Raw genomic sequence first — 16,932 nt, 5'->3', positions numbered from 1 at the left:
GTACGCGGGCACTGAGGCCCGGCGGCATGCCCGCGAGTCCCTCGGGGGCCGCCAGGGGGAGCAGGTTTCCGGCGTATGCCGGATCGCGTACTGCGATGCCCTCGCCACGTGGAATGGCCTCCCCCTCGCTCCCCTGACGGCGGAGCGGGGGACACCAAACCACCCCACCCAAAACCACCCCCTTCCATCCGCTAAAACAACGAAAAAGGGCATGGGACGGTGTCGAGGTGATTCCCAGGCTCAGCCGCCGGCCGCACTGCCCAGGCGGAGGTGGGGGGAGAGCAGGCGCACGGTCTCGCGGGAGAGCTCCCACAGCCGCCGGTCCTCGGGGTCGCGGGGTCGCGGCAGGCGCCCGGTGAGATCGAGCTCGGCGACGATGCGCCCGGGGTTGGCGGCCATGATGAGCACCCGGTCGGCGAGGTAGACCGCCTCGAGGGGGTTGTGGGTCACCAGCAGCACCGTCCCCCGCTGCTCCTTCCACAGCTCCAGCACCTCCCCGCGCATGCTCATGGCAGTGATCTCGTCGAGGGAACTGAAGGGCTCGTCGAGCAGCAGCACCTGGGGGTCGAGGATGAGGGCACGGGCCAGGGACACGCGGTGCTGCATGCCCACGGAGAGCTGGTTGGGGTAGTAGTCGTAGTAGTCGGCCAGGCCCACCCGCTCGAGCCAGTTCCGCACCCGCGCGCCCGCCTCCGGGGAGGGGGTGGCCTCGAGGGCGAAGTGGATGTTCTGCCGCACCGTCATCCACGGCAGCAGGCGGGGCTCCTGGAACACGTAGCCCAGGACGGGCTCACCGCGCCCGGCGAAGCCGGGGAAGCTCACCCGGCCCTCGTAGTCGCGCTCCAGGCCGCTGAGGATGTTGAGCAAGGTGCTCTTGCCGCAGCCCGAGGGGCCCAGGACGGCGACGAACTCCCCGCTCCTCACCTCCAGGTTCACCCCCTCCAGCACCACCTTAGGGCCCCGGCTCGAGGCGAACACCTTGCGCAGGGCCGTGCAGCGGATCCCCGCCATCAGACCACCCGCTCCACCGGCCGCCGCCAGCGGAAGGCCCGCTCGCCCAAAGCCAGCATCGTGAGGTCCACGGCCGCCAGCACCAGGGTCATGGCCAGCCCGTAGGCCAGGATGCCGCGCATCTCGAACATCTGGAAGTAGAAGTTGATCTGGTAGCCCACCCCGCTCGTGCGGCCGAGCAGCTCGGCGAACACCACCATCTTCCAGCTCAGCGACAGCGCGCCGCGCGCGGTGCCCAGCAGGTAGGGGGCCAGTTGGGGCAGCACCACCTGCCGCCAGATCTGGCCCCGGGGGCGGCGCAGGGCGCGGGCCATCTCCACCAGCTTGAGGTCGATGGCGCGGATGCCCTCGCGCATCTGCACCACCACCTGCGGCACCAGGATGATCACCAGCCCCACGATGGCCGCGGTGTCGTTGAGCCCGATGAGCAAGTAGCACACCACCAGCGGCAGGATGCGGGGGACCGCCAGCCCGGTGACCACCCAGGCCTCCAGCAGCCGGTCGAGGGTGCGCGAGGCCCCCACCGCCACCCCGATCAGCACGCCCAGGGCCATGGTGATGGTGAAGGCCACCATCACCCGCCACAAGGTGATGCCGACGTGCAGCCACAACTGCCCGCGCTCGTGCTCGCGAACCAGGAAGGCGACGGTCTCGAGCGGCCCCGGGACCACCGTGCGCCCCATCAGCCACGACAACAGCAGCCACGCCAGCACGATCGACAGCAGCGACAGCAGGCGCAGCCCCAGCGAACGGGACAATTCCCCCGTGGCGCGGGGCTGGGCCCGCGCGGGCAGGGTCTCCACGCTACCCCTGCCCCGGGCGCGTTGCGGCCATAGACGGTTGCTTCAGCACGGTCGCCGCCTTTCCCCCTAGTCGCCCAGCGGCCTGAACTGGGTGCTGTAGGCCCGCGCGTCGAAGCGCGAGACCCCCACCACCTCCGCGCCCGCCACCTGCACCATGCGCTGCACCAGGTTGGTCAGGCCCACCACCACCCCCGCGTCCCAGCGCTGGGGCAGGCCCGCCTCCCAGCGCTTGCGCACGGCGGGCATGAGGGAGGGGTCGGGCAGGGCGTAGAGGTTTCTGTCGAGGATCTCCTTCCAGAAGGCGTCGGTCTCCCTCATGCGCTGGTTGGCGAGCTGGACCGCCTTGAGCAGGCGCTCGATGGTGCCGGCGTCGGCGTCGTTGCGGGCGATGATCAGCAGCAGCGGCAGGTCCGGCGGGGCGCCGAGCTCCTTGAGCATGGCGGCGGCCGAGATCAGCTCGCGCGACTCGCCCGAGGCCACCTGGCGGGCGACGAAGTGCCAGAAGGGCAGGCCCGCGTCGATCTCGCCCCTACGCAGCAGCTCGGCCATCAGCGGCGGGGCGGCGGCCACCACCTTGCTGTCCTTCTGGGGGTCGAAGCCGTACTTGAAGACCGCCAGCGCCCGCAGGATGAGCAGGCTCTTGTCCCCCAGGCTCTGCGCGGCGATGGTCTTGCCCTTGAGGTCGGCGACGCTCTTGATGGGGCTGTCGGCCCGGACCACCACCCCGCCCGTCACCAGGCTGTAGGGGTAGACCGCTCGAGCCGGGATCCCCTGCTGCTGCATCCGGACCGCCTCGATGAAGTCGTCCACCGTGACCTGCACCTCGCCCGAGCGCAGGGCGATCTGGGTGGCCTGCTTGGAGGGGTAAGTCACCTCCTTGACCTGTATGCCCAGTTGCTTGTCGATGCCGAAACGCTCGATCGCGTAGACCACCCAACTGAACGTGCCCCCTGCCTGGAGCCCCACCCGCACGACCCGGGGCTCCTGAGCCAAAGCCCAACTGCCCGCCGCCAGGATGGCGAGCAGCGCCAACAACCTCACGCCTGCGCCCATGGCCCACCCCTTTCCTGCTTGAACTTCCAACAGTATACCGCTCAACCGCCCGGCGTGCCTTGGGCCGAAGGCGGCTAGGAGGCGGAGAGGCGCCTCGAGCCCAGCCTGAGGAAGCCCATCTCCGCCGAGATCTCGGCGGCCGTGCCCACGGCCATGTGGCCGTAGATCTGCAGGTGCTCGTCGTCGATGCGGAAGGCGGGGCCGCCCACGGTGATCGAGCCCGCCACCCGCCCGTTCGACCCGAAGATGGGGGCCCCGACGACGCGGGTTTCCGCGTCGTACTCCCGGTCGCTGACCGCGTAGCCCCGCTCGCAGGTGCGCTCGATGTCGCGCCGCATGAGCTCGGGGTCGGTGATGGTGCGCGGGGTGTACTTGGGGAGGGTGGGCAGTTTGGCCAGGAAGGCCTGCTGGGCGCGGGGCTCGAGGTAGGCCAGGATGGTCTTGGCCCCCGCCCCGGCGTGCAGGTGGAAGTGCTTGCCCAGCATCGAGGACCAGCGGACGGCCTTGGCGCTCTCGATCACGTCGATGCACACCGCCTGCTCCCCGTCGTAGGCGTAGAGCGCGACCGTCTCGCCCGACTGCTCGAACAGGCGGGACATGTGGCTGGAGGCGGCCCGGGGCAGCGACACCGCGGCCAGGCGGGGGTTGCCCACCGCCAGAGCGTTGACCACGGAGGTCAGGACCAGCTTCCCGTCGGGCTCGCTGCTCAGGAAACCGGCGTGCTCGAGGGTCTTGACCGCCCGGAAGACCTGGTTCTTGTCCATCCCAGTCAGCTCGGTGAGCTCGACCAGCGAGAAGCGGTGGGGGGCGTGGGTAAAGGCCAGCAGAACTTGTAGCGTCTTGTAAGCCGCCTGGATCACGTAGCGTTCCATGGTGGGTTGATTAGATCAAATAAATTTGATTCTGTCAAATCCCAAACACTATGCGCTCCGGCGCTCGAGTCGGGTGTTTGGTTTGATCAAATATGGTTGCTCTAAACAAACCCGCGCCCTGCCCATGCCTGGGCAGGTGAGCTCGCCGCTTTCCTGGAACCAGCACCGAAGCACGGAAGCCGGATCGGCGGGGATTGCCCCGCCGACGCGAATTGCGGCGGTTGCTTGCCTGTGGATAGCAAATGGGTTATCTTAGAACCATAAAAGTTAAAGCTAAGCAAGTCGGGTCAGAAGCAGTTTTATTCGATTGGTTCGGGGCGTATTGCCACAATACGTCCGGCTTTTGGAGGCCAAGATGCGCAAAGGGGTAAGGATCAAACGGCTCGTCGTGCTCGGTGTGGTGTGTTCGATGCTCCTCCCCGGGGCCACCGCCTACGACCCTGAGGAACTCGACGTACTGGTCGCGCAAAGCCCGACCTACGGCGCCTACCTCACCGACCTCAAGGGCCGCTCGCTGTACCTGTTCACCCGGGACACCAAGGACACCGTCACCTGCTACGGCACCTGCGCGCAGAACTGGCCTCCGCTGCTGTTCAAGGACAAGGCCAAGCCCCTGGCGGGCCAGGGCGTGGACGAGAAGCTGCTGGGCTTCACCAAGCGCACCGACGGGGCGGGCTCGCAGATCACGTACAACGGCTGGCCGCTGTACTACTACGCCCGCGACCAGAAACCCGGCGACTTCGGCGGGCAGGGGGTGGGGGGCAACTGGTTCTTGGTGTCGCCCAAGGGTGAGGCCATCCGGCAGGCGGCCCAGGCGACCCAACCTGCCCAGCCCGCCCAGCCCGCCCCGGCTCAAAGCGAGGCCATGGCCAAGCTCATGGCCGAGGGGGAGCCGCTGTACACCCGCTACTGCGCGGGTTGCCACGGCGCCAACGGGGCCGGCGGCGTGGGTCCGAAGCTGGCCGGGGTTCCTAACCTCAAGGACGCCCGCTTCACCATCCGCCAGATCCTGGGCGGGGGCCAGCAGATGCCGGGCTTCGGCGGCACCCTCTCCGACCAGGAGGTCGCGGCAGTGACCACCTACATCCGCAACTCCTGGGGCAACCAGTTCGGCGTCACGACCGCAGAGGAGGTCAAGGCCAACCGCTAGCCGGGACCAGCCCGGGCTGCGGCGGGGTCGCTTTCTTCAGCAGGGTGACCTTAGGAGGACTCTCAGCGAGGAGGTGAGTGCGGGAAAAGGTGACCGATCCGTTGTCTAAGCGAGAGGTGAGACTCGAGGAACGCGGGTAGAGGAGAAATTATGCGGGGTAATATCCGAGGAATTTTCCTGGCGGCGGCGGTGTCGCTTTTGGGCTGGGCAATGGCCAACCCGGAGCTGGTATCCCTGCAGCGCGACCAGGGCCAGTGGGTGATGACGGGCCGCAGCTACGACGGCCTGCGCTACAGCCCTCTGAGCCAGATCAATACACTCAACGCCCGGCGGCTGCAGGTCGCGTGGACCTTCGCCCTGGGGGTGCAACAGGACGGGGTGGAGGGCGAGCCCCTGGTCATTGGCGACACCATGTACATCATGGCTCCCTACCCCAACCAGGTCTACGCCCTGGACCTGCGGCCCGGGCGTGAGGGCGTCATCAAGTGGATGTACGAGCCCAAACAGAACGAGAAGGCCATCCCCGTGACCTGTTGCGGGTTGATGAGCCGCGGCTGGTCCTACGCCCAGGGGAAAATCATCATCGCCACCCTCGACGGCCAGCTCATCGCCCTCGACGCCAAGACCGGCAAAGAGGTCTGGAAGGCCCAGAACGGCGACATCGAGAAGCAGGAAGTCCAGACCGCGCCCGCCATCATCGCCGGCAACACGGTGATCGTCGGCATGGCAGGGGGCGAGTTCGGCAACCGCGGGCACGTCACCGGCTACGACCTGGCCACCGGCCAGCGCAAGTGGCGCGGCTACAGCATGGGCCCCGACGCCGACATGCTCATCGGCCCCAACTTCAAGCCCTTCTACCCCGACGACCAGGTGAAGTCGCCCGGCACCGCGACCTGGTTCGGCGACTCCTGGCAGCGCGGCACCGGCACCACCTGGGGCTACATCACCTACGACCCCGAGCTCAACCTCATCTACTACGGCACCTCCAACGGCGGCCCCTGGAACCCCAAGTACCGCCGCGACCCCAACAACCCCGACCCCTTCGTGTGGTCGAACAAGTACGTCGCCTCGGTGCTGGCCCGCAACCCCGACACCGGCGAGCTGATCTGGGCCTACCAGTTCACCCCGCAGGAGCAGTGGGACTACGACGAGGTCGGCGACATGAACCTCGTCGACCTCAACATCGGCGGGCAGACGCGCAAGGCGCTGGTCCACGCCGGGCGCAACGGCTTCTTCTTCGTGCTCGACCGCGCCACGGGCGAACTGCTTTCGGCCAAGCCCTACGTCGAGACCAACTGGGCCTCGGGCTACGACCTCAAGACCGGGCGGCCCGTCTTCAACAAGGACAAGCTGCTGGTGCCCGGCCAGGTGATCAAGGACATCTGTCCTTACCTCATCGGCGGCAAGAACTTCCAGCCGGCCTCCTACTCCCCGCGCACCGGGCTGTTCTACTTCACCACCGTGCTCAACATCTGCATGGACCAGGAAGCCATCGACGTCGACTACAAGCCGGGGGAGCGCTACATCGGCGTGCGCAGCACCGCCAAGTTCCTCTCGGCCGCCAACGTCCGCTCGGCGCTGATGGCCTGGGACCCCGTTAACCAGCGCGAGGCCTGGAGCGTTAAGGAACCCTTCCACAACCGCTCGGGCACCGTGGTCACCGCCGGCGACCTGGTGTTCTACGGCACCGTCGACGGCTACTTCAAGGCCGTCCACGCCCGCACCGGCCAGGTGCTGTGGCAATTCAGGACGGGGGCCGGGACCTACGCCAACCCCATGACCTACCTGGGCCCCGACGGCAAGCAGTACGTGGCCATCCTGGTAGGGTCGAAGGGCTTCGGGAACCGCGCCATCGACCTCGACGACGTGGGCAACGGCACGGTCGGGGCCTTCCAGCGCAAGGGCAACTTCCTGTTCGTCTTCCACGTGCCCAACTGAACGACCTCGAGCGGGCAAGGGAAGGAGCCGCGGCCTCTTCCCTTGCCCCCTTCCAACACGAAAGCCCGTGAGATCAGGAGCCGCTGAAGATGCCACGACGCACCCGTGATGCCCGGCTCCCCGCTGGGCGGGGGCCGGAAGGAGCGCCATGAGGGGACGCTCGGCCTGGCCCGGCCTCCTCTGCGCCCTCCTCCTCCTGGGGCAGCTCGGCGCCGCGCAGGGCTGGGAGATGCGGGTGTGCGCCGACCCGGACGACCTGCCCTTCTCCAACCGCCAGATGCAGGGCTTCGACAACCGCATCGCCGAGCTCCTGGCGAAGGACCTGGGGGCCCGGCTGACCTACGTGTGGTGGAAACGCAGCCCCAGCATGGTCCACATGCGCCTGCGCGAGGGCCACTGCGACCTGATCCTGGGCCTGGGCGAGGGCTACGAGGGCACGCTCTCCACGCTGGCGTACTACCAGAGCAGCTTCGTCTTCGTCTACCGCGAGGACAGCCCCTACGCCGTCGCCTCGATGGACGACCCGGTGCTCAAGGAGCTGCGCGTGGCCGTCGAGACGCCGGGGGTGCCGCCCTTCGAGGCGCTGGCCAACCGGGGCCTGTCGGCCAAGGCGGTCATCCTCGAGGCCACCGACCCCGCCGCCTCGCCCCCCTCCTCCCCCATCGTCGAGGCGGTGGCCAAGGGGCAGGTGGACGTGGCGATCGTGTGGGGCCCGGTGGCGGGCTACTTCGCCCGCCGGCAGCCGACGAAGCTCAAGGTGGTCCCCGTGCAGCCGGAGTTCGAGCTACCCGCCATTTCCATGGTCTACCCCGTGGTCATCGGGGTGCGGGCAGGGGACGAGGCCCTGCGCGACCGGCTCAACATCGCCCTGGTCCGGCGCTGGGACCAGATCCAGGCCATCCTGAAGGAGTACGGCGTGCCGCAGATCCCCCTGCCCAAACCCGTGCTGGAGGTCAAGAAGCCATGAAAGAACCTCGGCTCACCCGCCGCCAGGTGCTGGCGCTGGGGGGAGGCTTGCTGGCCGCGCAGGCCCTGGGCCAGGGCCAACCCCCCAAGCTCATCCGCATCGGGGTGGTGGTGCCCACCCGCACCGGGAGCCTCGAGCAGCCCGTCTCCTCCTCCGCCCACGCCATCGGCGGCGAGATCGCCCGCATGGGCGCGGTGATGGCCGGGGAGGAGGTGGGCGAGAACGCCGAGCTGCTGGGGACGCGGGTCAAGGTGCTGCTGGCGAGCGCCCCCAGCCCCGAGGCCGCTGCCCGCGCCGCGCAGCGGCTCGTCGCCACGGAGGGGGTCTTCGCCCTGGTGGGCGGCATCGGGCCCGGCCAGGCCGAGGCCATCGCCAAGGTGGCCCAGGAGCGCCGGGTGCTGTTCTTCAACATCGGCAACGCCAGCGACGCCCTGCGGCGCGCCTGCAACCGCCTGACCTTCCACGTCGAAGCCAGCGCGGCCATGTACCTCGACGCCCTGGCCGACTGGTTCGTGCGGGCCAACTTCCGGCGCTGGTTCCTGGTCCACACCCGCGACGCCGGGGGGCAGGCCCTGCTGGCGCGGGCCCGCAAGGCCCTCGAGGTGCGCCACTGGGGGGCCAACGTCGCCGGCACCGCCGCCGTCGCCGCGGGCCAGCCCGACTTCAGCAAGGAGCTCGAGGCCATCGGCAGGGCCCGGGCCGACGTGGTGGTGCTGCTGCTGGGGGGCGAGGACCAGATGACCTTTCTGGGCCAGTACGAGACCTCCGGCCTGCGGGCCCAGGTCACCGGCTTCCCCGACCCCCTCACCCAGACCCGCGACTACTTCTACGCCCTGCTGCGCGTCGCGCCCCGCAGCGCGGCCGGCTACCGCCCGCTGCTGTGGGAGCCCACCCTCGACAACTACGGCGCCCGCGAGCTCAACGCGCGCTTCCAGCAGCGCTGGGGCCAGCCCATGGACTCGCCCGGCTGGGCCGCCTACCAGTCGGTCAAGATGCTCTACGAGAGCGCCTTCTTCGCCCGCAGCCTCGAGGCCGGCCGTCTGGTGCCCTACCTCGAGCGGCCCCAGACCGTCTTCGACGTGCACAAGGGGATCGGGGTGTCCTTCCGGCCCTGGGACCACCAGCTCCGCCAGCCCTTCTACCTGGTCAAGATCAAGGCCGAGCCCAACCCCGGCTTCGAGCTCTCCAAGCGGGTGGGCCTGGCCAGCCTCGTCGGCGAGGCCCCCGCCATCGTCAAGCCCGGGACCGACCCCGTCGAGCGGCTCGATCAGCTCGGCGACGGCCCCCGCGACTTCAACTGCCGCTTCGGAGGACGCTGATGCCCAAAGCCTTGCCCCCCCTCGCCCTGCTGCTCGCGCTGCTGCCCGCCCTCTTCTCGCTGGCGCAGCCGCAGGCCAAGTACCGGGCCTACGTGTCCAACGAGTACGGCGCCAGCATCACGGTCATCGACGTCGCCACCGACCAGGTCATCGGCACCATCCAGGTCGCCGGCCGCCCCGGCGAGGTGCGCCCGCGGGGCATGGCGGTGAGCCCCGACGGGCGGACGGTGTACGTGGCCCTCAGCGACTTCCAGCCCCGCCTCGAGACCCCCGACGACAAGATCGTGGCCATCGACGTCGCCAGCAACAAGGTGGTGGCGGAGTACCGCATCGGCACCAACCCCGAGCGGGTGGCGGTAAGCCCCGACGGCGGCCAGCTCTGGGCCTCCAACGAGAACGCGGCCAAGGGCACCGGCTTCGACCTCAAGACCAAGCAGGTGCTGGGCTCCTTCCCCACCGGGGTCGAGCCGGAGGGGGTGGCGGTGAGCCCCGACGGCCGCTTCGTCTACGTCACCGGCGAGACCAGCCACACCGTGACGGTGATCGACGCCAAGGGCCTGAAGCTGGTCAAGCACTTCCTGGTGGGCAACCGGCCGCGCCACGTGGTCTTCTCGCCCGACAGCAGCCGCGCCTACGTCTCGGCCGAGATCGGCGGCACGGTCTCGGTGGTGGACACCAAGACCCATCAGGTGGTCCAGACCGTAGCGCTGGGGCTGGACTCGAGGCTCGTCGAGCTCGCCCTCTCCCCCGACGGCAAGCGCCTGTTCGCGGCGGGGGGCGGCACCAGCACCATCTACGTCATCGACACCGCCACCAACAAGCTGATCAAGACCGTCAAGGAGCGCATGGGGCGGCGGCCCTGGGGGGTCACGGTGAGCCCCGACGGCAAGAAGATCTACACCGCCGACGGCCTCTCCGACAGCGTCACGGTCATCGACGCCGCCAGCCTGAGCGTGGTCAAAAAGGTGGCCGCGGGGCGGGGCCCCCACTCGGTGGTGATCGGGGTGGTGCAGTGAGGCCTTTGGCCCTGCTGGCGCTGCTCCTGGCCCCCGCCTACGCCGCCGGGCCGCTGCTGGTCGAGCGGGCCGAGCCCCTGCGCTTCGCCCTGGCCTCCGAGCAGGTCGGCCTCCACCTCGCGGCGCTGGCCCTGGAGCCCGCCGGCGAGCTGGCCGAGGCCGCCGAGCTCGAGCACTGGCCGCTCTTCGCGGGGAGCCTGGAGCGGCGCGACGCCGGGCTGTACCGCCGGCTCGAGCAGGCCCTGCGCCGGGCGGGGCAGTGGGCCCGCCAGCGCGACGCGGCGCGGCTGCGGGCGAGCCTGGGGGCCAACCTGGTGCTGCTCGAGCAGGCCCGCCAGGCCCTCATCCCCCGCGAGCTGCGCGCCGACGCGGCCTTCCAGGCCGCGCTGCTGGCGCAGCTCGTCGAGGCGGCGGCCGAGGGCTACGAGGAGGCGGCGGAGGGGGAGGAGGGCGCGTACCGGCTGGGCTGGGGCGCCCTGCAGCGGGCGCGGGTGCTGTGGGGCCGGCTCGAGCCCTCCCTGCGCGGCCGCGAGGCCACCCCGCGGGTGGCCCAGGGCCTCGAGGCCCTGGCCGCGCTCCTGCCCTCCCCGGCCCCGCCCGCGCGTTTCCGCGACCCCGAGGACGCCGAGCGGGCCAGCCTGGACGTCGCCTTCGCCCTGGAGGCCGCGGTGCGCACGCCCCTGCTGCCGCGCGAGCTGCCCCCGCTGGTCGCGCTGGTGCGCCGGCAGACCGAACAGGCCTGCCAGGCCGCGCGCTCGGGGCCCGGGCGGCTGGCCCTCGAGCACGCCGCCGCCGCGCGCTTCTACTACCGTGCCCACCTGGCCGACCCGCTCGGCGCGCTCGAGCCCGCCCTCGGCGACCGGCTGGGCGCGCTGCTGCAGGACTCGCTGCCCGCGGCGATCCGCGCGGGCGGGACGGCGCGGGTCGGCGCCGCCTGCGAGCAGACCCTGGGGGCGCTCGAGGCCGCCGGGGGGGTCCTGAGGTAGCCATGCCCGCCATCGAGTGCCACGACCTCAGCCGCCGCTTCGGGGAAGCCGTGGCGGTGGACGCCCTCAGCCTCGCCGTGGAGGCGGGGGAGCTCTTCGCCCTCCTCGGGCCCAACGGGGCGGGCAAGTCCACGGCGGTGCACATGCTCACCACGGTGCTGCCGCCCAGCTCGGGCGAGGCCCGGGTCGTCGGCTTCGACGTGGTGCGCCAGGCGGCGGCGGTGCGGGCCGCCATCGGCGTGGTGTTCCAGGAGCCCGCGCTCGACGAGCGCCTCACCGCGCAGGAGAACCTCGAGATCCACGGGGTGCTCTACGGCATCCGGGGCGCGCGGCTGAAGGCGGCCATCGCCCAGGCGCTGGAGTGGGCCAGCCTCGCGGAGGCCGCCCGCCGCCCGGTGCGCACCTTCTCCGGGGGGATGAAGCGGCGGCTCGAGCTCGCGCGCGCCCTCATGCACACGCCGCAGGTGCTCTTCCTCGACGAGCCCACCCTCGGCCTCGACCCCCAGGGGCGGCGGCACCTGTGGGAGCGCATCGACGGGTTGCGCGGGCAGGGCCTGACGGTGTTCATGACCACCCACTACCTGCAGGAGGCCGAGGCCTGCGACCGGGTGGGCATCCTCGACCAGGGCCGCCTGATCGCGGAGGGCGCCCCGGCCGCGCTCAAGCTGAAGGTGCTGGGCCGGGCCGAGGGCAGCCTCGAGGAGGTCTTCCTCGAGCTCACCGGCCGCAAGCTGCGCGACGAGGAGGCCCGCCCCCGCGACCGCCTGCTGGGTTTCGCCCGCAAGGGCGGGGAGCACACCCGGTGAGCGCCCTGGCCCGGGCCCCCAGGGCCCCCTTCTTCGACGCGGCGGTGGTGGGCGTGATGTGGCGGCGCGAGCTGCTGCGCTACGCCCGCGACCGCTCGCAGGTCTTCGGCGGCCTCTCCCGCACGGTGCTGTGGCTGGTGATCCTGGGCTTCGGCCTGGGGGCCTCCTTCCGCGACATCGAGGGTTACACCTACGCGCAGTACATCTTCCCCGGCGTCATCACCCTCAACGTGCTCTTCGCCGCGCTGCAGTCGGCAGTGGCACTGGTGTGGGACCGCGAGGTGGGGCTGCTGCGGGAGGTGCTCGTCTCCCCCGCCCCCATGTTCTCGGTGGCGCTGGGCAAGCTGCTGGGCGGGGCCAGCGTGGCGGTGCTCCAGGGCTCCATCCCCCTGCTCTTCGCCCCCCTCATCGGGGTGAACCCGGGCCTGGGCGGGCTGCTGCTGGCGTGGGGGGTGATGGCCCTGCTGGGCCTCACCGTCACCGGCTTCGGGATGTTCCTGGCCTCGCGCATGGCGACCTTCGAGGGCTTCGGCAGCATCTCCAACGGGGTGATCCAGCCGCTGTACTTCCTGTCGGGCTCGATCTTCCCCCTCAAGGGCATCATCGGCGGGGTGGGGTTTTTGGACCTGCCCGACGCCCTGCGCGACGAGCTCAACCGCCTGGGCATCAACGCCATCGGCGGGGGGTGGGTGGTGCAGCTACCGCTGTGGCTGCAGGTGCTGGTCTACCTCAACCCCGTGACCTACTTCCTCGACCTGCTGCGCGCGGTGAGCCTCCACTACCAGCAGCTCCCCATGGCCGCCGACCTGGCCGTGGTGGGGATCGCCCCCGTGCTGACCACCCTGCTGGCTACGGCTGCCATGAGCCGGATGCGCCGGCGCTAGCGCCGGGGGGGCCGCGCTGTCGAGGCGCACGTCGTCGCCGATGAGGCTCCTGCCGAGGCGGCCCTCGAGCTGGCCCTGGGCGAGTTCCGGAGGTCGGGAGCAGCGGGTCAGCCCGATCCGTCGGCGCCAGCCCCGCGAACACCGCGAACTGGAATCCGCGAAAGGCCAACCCACTATGGCGCTCCCCTACTCCCTTGGGTCGGGGTGAGCCTTACCGCCTCACCCTGGAGCCACCTACTGCGAGCGGGCCTGGGCGTTCTTGACGAAGCTGGGCATCAGGCCGCGGGGCAGAAAGCGGGGGGCGAGGGCCTGGAGCTGGTTCATCAGGCCCGGGATCAGCACCCGCTGGCCGCGCTCCATCGCCGCCACCGCCTCCCTGGCCACGGTGGCCGCGTCCATCAGGGGGTTGAAGCGCTGGCGCAACAGCTTGGAGCCCTGCATCTCGGCGCGGCTCTGAAAACCGGTCTCCACCGGGCCGGGGCACAGCGCGGTGACGCTGACCCCGCTGCCCTCGAGCTCCTCGGCGATGGCCTCGGAAAAGGAGAGCACGTAGGCTTTGCTGGCGTAGTAGACCGACATCAGGGGGCCGGGCATGAAGGCGGCGGTGGAGGCCACGTTGAGAACCCGGCCCCAGCGGCGCTCGAGCATCTGCGGCAGCAGGGCGCGGGTCAGGAGGGTGAGGGTGCCCACGTTGAGCTGGATCATCTGCTGCTGCTTGAGCGGGTCGGAGTGGGCGAAGTCGCCGAAGTCGGCGAACCCGGCGTTGTTGACCAGCACGTCCACTTGCAGGCCCCTGGCCCCCAGCCCCTTCACCACCTCGCCGGCGGCCTGGGGGGTGGCGAGATCCACCGCCAGGGCGTGACAGGTGATGCCGTGCTTCTGGGCGAGCTCTCGCCCTAGTACCTCGAGCTTGCCGGCGCTGCGGGCCACCAGGATCAGGTCGTAGCCCTTGGGGGCCAGCTCGCGGGCCAGCGCCTCCCCGATGCCCCCGGAAGCCCCCGTGATCAACGCGGTTTTCTTGGTGTTGCCGTTCATCGTTAGGTTCTCCTTGCTCCCGCGCCTTCAGCCGATCTCGGCGCTTCGGGAGAGGCGGGGCTTGAGCCCCCGCAGCAAAGCTTCCAGGGCCCGCTCGAGCGCGGGGCCAAACTCCACCCGCAGCGCGGCGAACTCCGGCTGGGCCAGCACCTGCGCCACCACCGGCGCCGGGTGGCTCATCTGGTGCAGCCCAGCCACCAGGGCCTGGGTGAAGACCAGTGCCCTCGTGCCCTCCCCCGCGCTCAGGTACGCCAGCCGTCGCTCGATCAGGGCGCCGGCCTGCTGCACCCGCTGGGCCAGCCAGCCCTTGTACTGCCGGGCCCGCTCGAGGCTGATGTTGTGCTCGAGGATGCCCTCCACCAGCACCAGCAGCCGGGTGAGCTGGGGGCGGGACTCGAGGGTCTGGCGCAGCACCCACGCCATCCGGATGGAGTCCCAAGCCCCCTCGGCGTTCAGCTCGGCCTCCAGCGCGTCGAACCACTCCCCCAGCAGCCGCTCGTAGAGGGTGAGAAAGAGCTCTTCCTTGGTCTGGAAGTAGAGGTAGAGGGTTCCCTTGGCCAGCCCTAGCCGCGCGGCCAGCGCGGTCATGGTGAACTCGGCGAAGCCGACCTGCTGCGAGAGCTCGAGCGCTCCCGCCAGGATCTGCTCCCGGCGGGCTTCTTTGTCCTGCTGTTTACGGGCACGAAGCTTACTGACCACAGGTCATATATTTACTGACCGCTGGTCATTTGTCAAGCCGGCTTAGGTCATGCCGCGTTCCGGCTCGTCCTCGAGGGGGCAGAGGCTAGCCGCTCGAGCCCGCCCCCGCCGCCGACTCCTCGAACAACTGGAAGGCGATGGCCGCCGCCAACGCCGCCACCTCCGGCGGGGCCTGGGTGCTCAGGCGCACGTCCTTGCCGTCCCTGCGGCCGCCGATGCGCCCGCTGAGCTGCTCGCCGGAGTGCTCGAGGGCGACGTCGTTGCCGATCAGGCTGCCCCCGAGCCGCCCGCGAACCTGGCCCCGCGACAGCTCGAGCCTGAGGTCCTGCCCCAGGGTGTTGCCGCCGAAGCGCACCTCGACCGCGTGGGGCTGAAGGCTTCCGGCCACGTCGAAGCCCTCGAGGCTGCCCCCCACCCGCCCGGTGACGAAGCCGCTGTGCAGGCTGAGGTTTACGTCCTTGCCCACCACCGCGCCGCCGACGCGGCCCTTCAGGCGCGTGCCGTCCCAGGTGAGCTCGAGGTCGAACCCGGCCGCCTCTCCGCCCACCCGCCCGCTGATCTGCTCCACCTTGCGAACGCCCATGGCCTGATTGTCCCCCGGCGGCGGGCGAATGCCAAGCCGGGACCCGGCCTGGCCGGGTCCCGGGGACTGTCCGCCGGTCACTCGCTGCAGTGGCCGGGGCCGATGAGGCCGTTGTTGTAGTTGTCGAGCGTGGCCGCCAGGCTGATGAACTGCTGGCGCACGGTGCTGCTGCCCTTCATGGCCGCCACCTGCGCCGGGGTGTACGTACCGAACAGCGCGGTGGCCGAGTTGAAGGCGGCCTGGGCCGCGGTGAAGTCGGCACCGCCGAGCTGGTTGAGCCGGGCGGCGATGTAGGCGTGGGCCAGGATGTAGTAGGCGTTGCCGCCGGGCGGGGTCCACAGCACCTGGTAGTACGTCTGGCCGCTCAGGAAGAAGGCCGCGTCTTCGCCGACCTGGGCCCAGGTGTCGTCGTAGGGCGCGGGGCCGTACTTGGAGTGGGTCTTCCAGTAGCCGGGGGTGAGGGTGCAGCCGGTGGCGCAGGGCACGTTCACCGCGACCGACCACGACGAGGAGCCGGTCGCCCCGGTGGTGTTGGTGGTGAGCGAGGCGGTGTTGCCGTAGGTGTACTGCCCGCAGGCGTCGTACTTGAGGGTCCGGCTGTAGGTGAAGGTGGTGCCCGGGGCGCTCGCGGTGCCGAGGTTGCCCTGCAGGCTGTCGGTGACGTCCGCCTTGTCGTCCACCTGGGTGATGGTGGCCTTGCTGAAGTCCACCGTGGCCGTGCCCGAACCGCCCTCGACCTTGCCGGCGGTGGCGGCGGTGGCGGTGTTGGTCCGGGTGTCGCCGTTGGGGAGGCTGGCCGTGTAGGTGCAGGTGAGGGTCTGCCCGGAGGGGAGGTTATAGGGGAAAGTCACCCCGCAGTTCACGGTAGCGACAACGTCGGGGTCGCCGGCCTTCGAGATCACGTCGGTGACGCTGGTGAGGGTGGCGGCGTAGTTGGGGTCCGGGTTCTTGACCTTGATCTCCCCGCCGACTTTCCAGTCGCTGTCCGTGGAGGTGGCGCTCACCTTCACCGTGTAGTTGACGATGAAGGACTGCCCTGCCGAGAGCGTCAGGCTGCTCTGGTCGGCCTTCTTCTCGATGTTCCAGGTCCAGGTGCGCTTCAGCGAGGGGTCGGCGGTCTTGGTGACGATGACGTTGAAGTCGAAGCAGAAGCTGACGTGGGAGATGCCGTAGGGCTTCCCGTTGCTGGGGTTGGTGGGAGTCACGAGGTTGCCATCGGCCGTGGCTTCCGGGTTGTAGACGTAAACGTTGGCGCCAGGCCCACCCTTCATGATCACGGCGTCGATCCCGAAGGGATTTCCTTCGAAAGTTGCCGACCAGGCGTCGAGAACCCCGTCACCTGCGACGTTGTTCGTGATCGTCACCTTGACGCCCGTCGCCGCGTCGGTGTACTCGCCCGAAGCAGGGTCGAGGTCGAGCTTGAATTCGTAGGTATAGCCGAGGTCCTGACAGGTCGGGTTGCCAGCGACGAAGATCGGGTCCACCCGCGGTCCCGAGTTCGTCTGTGGTCCCACCCCGCCGCTTTGCGGCGCCTGTTGCGTCCCGCACGCGGCCAATGCCGTCATCGCCACTGCCAGCAGTAAAGCCTTTGCTTTCATCGACAACCCCCAAATTCCTTGGACCAAATTGATCGACACAGCTCGAGGGCACCTGCGAATGGCTACAACCGCCCAGACCTCCCTTCTCCCCACGGATAGGGCTCACGCACTGCACATCTATTAGAACGAATGAGATTATACTAGAAGCTTCTTAATTTAGTTCAGATTGCGTCCATTCCCGCTAAAGCAACTCTGTAGGTAAAACGATACCG

The 16,932-nt window shown here is 69.8% G+C and carries 16 protein-coding genes; 8 read left to right on the top strand and 8 right to left on the bottom strand.

The genetic code is table 11. The features are described from left to right. Positions 1–240 precede the first annotated feature (240 nt). From MEICH_RS23635 to MEICH_RS23630, 4 genes are all read right to left on the bottom strand, one after another. Positions 241–1,011 carry an ABC transporter ATP-binding protein gene (locus tag MEICH_RS23635; protein WP_036218311.1) on the bottom strand — a complete coding sequence of 257 codons (771 nt, stop codon included), beginning with the start codon at positions 1,009–1,011 and terminating at the stop codon, positions 241–243. Then, positions 1,011–1,814, bottom strand: coding sequence for an ABC transporter permease (locus MEICH_RS0104635; protein WP_027891636.1), 804 nt, complete (start codon positions 1,812–1,814; stop codon positions 1,011–1,013). Before MEICH_RS0104635 ends, MEICH_RS23635 begins: the two co-directional genes overlap by 1 nt. Before the next feature lie 66 nt (positions 1,815–1,880). After that, entirely contained in the window at positions 1,881–2,855 is a 975-nt protein-coding gene (locus MEICH_RS0104630) for an ABC transporter substrate-binding protein (protein ID WP_245587619.1), read from the bottom strand. 86 nt (positions 2,856–2,941) lie between these two features. Next, entirely contained in the window at positions 2,942–3,739 is a 798-nt protein-coding gene (locus MEICH_RS23630; protein ID WP_051303909.1) for an IclR family transcriptional regulator, read from the bottom strand. A gap of 355 nt (positions 3,740–4,094) precedes the next feature. On the opposite strand from MEICH_RS23630, the gene MEICH_RS0104620 reads away from it, so the two are divergent. The 8 genes from MEICH_RS0104620 (at position 4,095) to MEICH_RS0104585 (ending at position 12,805) form a co-directional block, all read left to right on the top strand. Next, the gene (locus tag MEICH_RS0104620; protein ID WP_245587618.1) at positions 4,095–4,889 is read left to right on the top strand and encodes a c-type cytochrome; all 795 of its coding nucleotides are present in this window, start codon (positions 4,095–4,097) and stop codon (positions 4,887–4,889) included. Positions 4,890–5,039: 150 nt separating this feature from the next. Then, entirely contained in the window at positions 5,040–6,827 is a 1,788-nt protein-coding gene (locus MEICH_RS23625) for a PQQ-dependent dehydrogenase, methanol/ethanol family (protein ID WP_084542176.1), read from the top strand. Positions 6,828–6,975: 148 nt separating this feature from the next. Continuing rightward, a complete protein-coding gene (locus MEICH_RS0104610; RefSeq protein WP_027891633.1) occupies positions 6,976–7,794 on the top strand; it encodes a quinoprotein dehydrogenase-associated putative ABC transporter substrate-binding protein in 819 nt (272 codons plus the stop codon). Further along, positions 7,791–9,113: an ABC transporter substrate-binding protein gene (locus tag MEICH_RS0104605; RefSeq protein ID WP_027891632.1), complete on the top strand. Its 1,323-nt coding sequence runs from the start codon at positions 7,791–7,793 to the stop codon at positions 9,111–9,113. Before MEICH_RS0104610 ends, MEICH_RS0104605 begins: the two co-directional genes overlap by 4 nt. Continuing rightward, positions 9,113–10,129 carry a beta-propeller fold lactonase family protein gene (locus tag MEICH_RS0104600; protein ID WP_027891631.1) on the top strand — a complete coding sequence of 339 codons (1,017 nt, stop codon included), beginning with the start codon at positions 9,113–9,115 and terminating at the stop codon, positions 10,127–10,129. Before MEICH_RS0104605 ends, MEICH_RS0104600 begins: the two co-directional genes overlap by 1 nt. After that, positions 10,126–11,115: a hypothetical protein gene (locus tag MEICH_RS23620; protein ID WP_245587617.1), complete on the top strand. Its 990-nt coding sequence runs from the start codon at positions 10,126–10,128 to the stop codon at positions 11,113–11,115. The genes MEICH_RS0104600 and MEICH_RS23620 overlap by 4 nt, the downstream gene beginning before the upstream one ends. Before the next feature lie 2 nt (positions 11,116–11,117). Beyond that, complete coding sequence (locus MEICH_RS0104590; protein ID WP_027891630.1) at positions 11,118–11,921, top strand: ABC transporter ATP-binding protein; 804 nt, start codon at positions 11,118–11,120, stop codon at positions 11,919–11,921. Further along, positions 11,918–12,805 carry an ABC transporter permease gene (locus MEICH_RS0104585; protein ID WP_245587616.1) on the top strand — a complete coding sequence of 296 codons (888 nt, stop codon included), beginning with the start codon at positions 11,918–11,920 and terminating at the stop codon, positions 12,803–12,805. The genes MEICH_RS0104590 and MEICH_RS0104585 overlap by 4 nt, the downstream gene beginning before the upstream one ends. A 234-nt stretch (positions 12,806–13,039) precedes the next feature. Here MEICH_RS0104585 and MEICH_RS0104580 read toward each other — a convergent pair whose 3' ends face one another. From MEICH_RS0104580 to MEICH_RS0104565, 4 genes are all read right to left on the bottom strand, one after another. Then, positions 13,040–13,840 (bottom strand): SDR family NAD(P)-dependent oxidoreductase, encoded by an 801-nt coding sequence (locus MEICH_RS0104580; RefSeq protein ID WP_027891628.1) that lies wholly within the window; start codon positions 13,838–13,840, stop codon positions 13,040–13,042. Positions 13,841–13,867: 27 nt separating this feature from the next. Then, a complete protein-coding gene (locus MEICH_RS0104575) occupies positions 13,868–14,539 on the bottom strand; it encodes a TetR/AcrR family transcriptional regulator (RefSeq protein ID WP_027891627.1) in 672 nt (223 codons plus the stop codon). 85 nt (positions 14,540–14,624) lie between these two features. Further along, positions 14,625–15,122 carry a hypothetical protein gene (locus MEICH_RS0104570; protein WP_027891626.1) on the bottom strand — a complete coding sequence of 166 codons (498 nt, stop codon included), beginning with the start codon at positions 15,120–15,122 and terminating at the stop codon, positions 14,625–14,627. A 77-nt stretch (positions 15,123–15,199) separates the two neighbouring features. Beyond that, complete coding sequence (locus MEICH_RS0104565; RefSeq protein ID WP_051303907.1) at positions 15,200–16,606, bottom strand: hypothetical protein; 1,407 nt, start codon at positions 16,604–16,606, stop codon at positions 15,200–15,202. Positions 16,607–16,932 lie beyond the last annotated feature (326 nt).

It is taken from the genome of Calidithermus chliarophilus DSM 9957, from assembly GCF_000430045.1.
Classification (GTDB): Bacteria; Deinococcota; Deinococci; order Deinococcales; family Thermaceae; genus Calidithermus; species Calidithermus chliarophilus.
Note: the sequence above shows the minus strand (reverse complement) of the source record. Positions and strands in the feature narration are given on the sequence as shown.